At 51.8% G+C, this 2,823-nt stretch carries 4 protein-coding genes; all 4 read right to left on the reverse strand.

The window, feature by feature from the left end; genetic code table 11:
• Positions 1–677 (reverse strand): carboxypeptidase-like regulatory domain-containing protein (locus ACJ751_RS18530; RefSeq protein WP_407747007.1); only part of this gene is annotated, 677 nt, incomplete at its 3' end.
• A 29-nt stretch (positions 678–706) separates the two neighbouring features.
• Entirely contained in the window at positions 707–1,711 is a 1,005-nt protein-coding gene (locus ACJ751_RS18535; RefSeq protein WP_407747008.1) for a DUF4961 domain-containing protein, read from the reverse strand.
• A complete protein-coding gene (locus ACJ751_RS18540) occupies positions 1,711–2,139 on the reverse strand; it encodes a DUF5004 domain-containing protein (RefSeq protein ID WP_407747009.1) in 429 nt (142 codons plus the stop codon). The genes ACJ751_RS18535 and ACJ751_RS18540 overlap by 1 nt, the downstream gene beginning before the upstream one ends.
• A gap of 55 nt (positions 2,140–2,194) precedes the next feature.
• The coding region (locus tag ACJ751_RS18545) for a RagB/SusD family nutrient uptake outer membrane protein (protein ID WP_407747010.1) at positions 2,195–2,823 on the reverse strand (629 nt) is incomplete at its 5' end.

Below are 2,823 nucleotides of genomic sequence, written 5' to 3' on the forward strand. Positions count from 1 at the left end.
CCTCTGAGCTGAATATTGAACTCGGTATTATCGGTAGGCCCCGCCCCGCTGGTATTGTTGGGAATGTTCCCTACAAAGATGTCGCGGCTGGTAAGGCTGCCCGTTAGCGGCGTATAAAAGCCACTGGTCTGCATCACATTCAACCCGGTCAACCGCCCGGGCAATGCATACGTATAAGAGGAGGCGGGGGTGGCGCCCAACTGATTCACGCCTATTGTAGCAATAGAACCTAAAAATGAACTGGCATTGGTTTGGCCATACAGCACCTGCCAATCGGGCGCTGCTTTATTTGGAATATAGATCGTATCCCCCGCGGGTAAGGTGTTGCTTTGCGGCGCAACTGTTTGCTGCAGGTAACGGGTCGATAACCGCACGAACAACGGCTGCCTGCTGCCCGCTTTTATGGCTATGGTGTTATAGCCGGGATATTCAAACACCAGTACAGCGCCCGGGGTGGCGGTCAATTCAAAAACACCATCCTTATTGGTGACCTGGGCGTATTTTTCTCCTTTCAGGTGCACCAGGGCTCCCTGGATTGGATAACCGTGGTCATCCACCACCGTTCCTGTAACAGCGGTTTGCGCCAGGCAGGTATCCGGCCAGGCGATGTACAACAGCGCCAGGAACAACACGCTGCCTGTTTTTACTATGTTTTTATATATGCTGGTATGAACCATAAAAAGCAGTTGAATTGTGCAGTTAGTTGTTATTGGCATTTGAACGTATACAGGAATGGCGCCGGTCCACCGGCATACCCCACCTTGTTGATACCACTGGCATCGGTAAAAAAATACCGGAGCCCGGTGAGGTGTTGTTTATCGGTGAGATTGAAGAGTTTTCTTGGCCAGATGTCTTTTTGCCATTTGTTCAAACCCAGCGCCGTCATCTTCGTGGCATCGGTTTGCGTACAAACAGCCAGACTGTCGCCCGTATCGGTGATCCCCGAAATGCACAGGTATACCTGTGAAGCGTTGTCGAGCGCAGTTGATTGCACGCCGCCATCAAAAGTGAGCGTGATGATATCATTGTCGAGCGAGGCGCGCGGATCAACGGTGGAGATCTGGGGATTACAGAAATCGATCAGGTCGCCGGTACCGTTCACCTGGAAACAACCGGAGAACGCCGATGCATAGCGGTCGGAACTGCTCAGGCCATCTGTACTGTTGGCCACACAGTAACCCAGTTTGAATAAGAGGTTATCAGGACTTGTTTTGATCTTAATACTTACTGTAGCGTGGATGGTAGCATTGGCATCTACCGAATAACTGGTATTGGAATAAAACGCCACCCATTCGTAATCGGGCAACAGGTTACCACCATTACCAATTTTAGTGGCCAGTAACGTGGGCCAGTCCATACCACCGCCCTGCGGCGCGGGCGTTCCCGCCGGGATCACCGACATGGCCTGGTCGCCGGAGGTGATATCGCTGGAAAAAGTGATGGTGGCGTTTTGTGCTGTCTTCCATACCTTGGGCACCAGCACCGCTACCATAAAGTTGGAAGTTTGCACCTGGTTGGTGCTAATGGTTACGTTCAACGTGATGGGCAGGGTGCTGCCGCCGCTGATGCTACCGGGTATGGCCACATTATCGATGGTTATGGAACAGGCTGCCATGATCAGCAGCAACCCGGCGCCGATGAGCTTCCACACCACACCGGCCGAAAACCTGCGTTTACCCGATGGTTTTTGTTGTATTGACTGATCTTGCATTAGTTCGCTTTTTGAAGGGTGTATTGATAGGTGTTCAAACTACAGCCGGGGCTGAACGTGATGATGAGGTTGCGCTGCCCGTCGGTAACAGGATACTGCAGCGGGGATGTTCTGGCGCTGCTGTCTGTAGCCTGAAAGCTGAGCTTAAAAGGATAGATGGGATCGTCGAACGACCATTTCCCATTATGGCTCACGATAAACGGCACCAGGCTATCGATGGTATAGGTGCTGTCGGTAAAATGAATTTTGAATTGTGAGAAGTTGAATCGGGTGGTAAGGTCCGTACCATTGCGCGTGGCTTTTATGATCTGCCAGCTGCCCGTCAGGTTCTTGACAGGTTCTGATGGGGCCACCAACAGTTCCGGTTTACAGGCAAAAAAGCCAAGTAAACATAGTATGGGTGTTAATATCTTTTTGCTCACATTCATACATATTTTTTTAATGGCGTTCGCGAATGCTTCGCATTTCATATAGCTATCTCAGTTAGTATAATGGATTCTGTAACAGTTCGGGTGATTTGGCTACCTCCGGCAGGGGCAGCGGCCACAGGTACATGGCCTTGCTGAAATTGTGTTTTCGCACAACGAATGGTTTATACACCACGTCCGGTCCGCGGTCAACCTCCATGCCGTGCATGGTTTGGTTTTCGGTTTGATCGGCGATCAGCCAGCGGCGTACATCCCAAAAGCGAAATCCTTCAAAAGCCAGTTCCAGTCTTCTTTCTTTCCGGATCACGGCGCGCATCTGCGCCTGGCTTAAACCGGCAGGCAATTGCCAGGGGCGTAAACCAGCCCGCTGCCGGATGGCTTCCAGGGACTGATACACTTCCGTTACAGGACCCACCGCTTCATTGGTGGCCTCCGCAAAATTCAGCACCACTTCCGCATACCGGATCAGTGGCAACACCCGGGCGGTAGTACCCACGCTGTTGTTGATCACATTCGGGTCAACCATTTTATAGATATACAACCCGGTGGGCGTGCCTTTATACACTGCATCGCCACTGGAAGCCACAGCGGGGGTAACCGAGGTGTTGAGGTACAACTGCACCGGTGAAGGCTGGTTGGTACCAAAGGTTACCCGAAGCGTTGAATCGTGCATGATCGTATACC

This window comes from Niastella sp., from assembly GCF_045805085.1.
Taxonomy (GTDB): domain Bacteria; phylum Bacteroidota; class Bacteroidia; order Chitinophagales; family Chitinophagaceae; genus Niastella.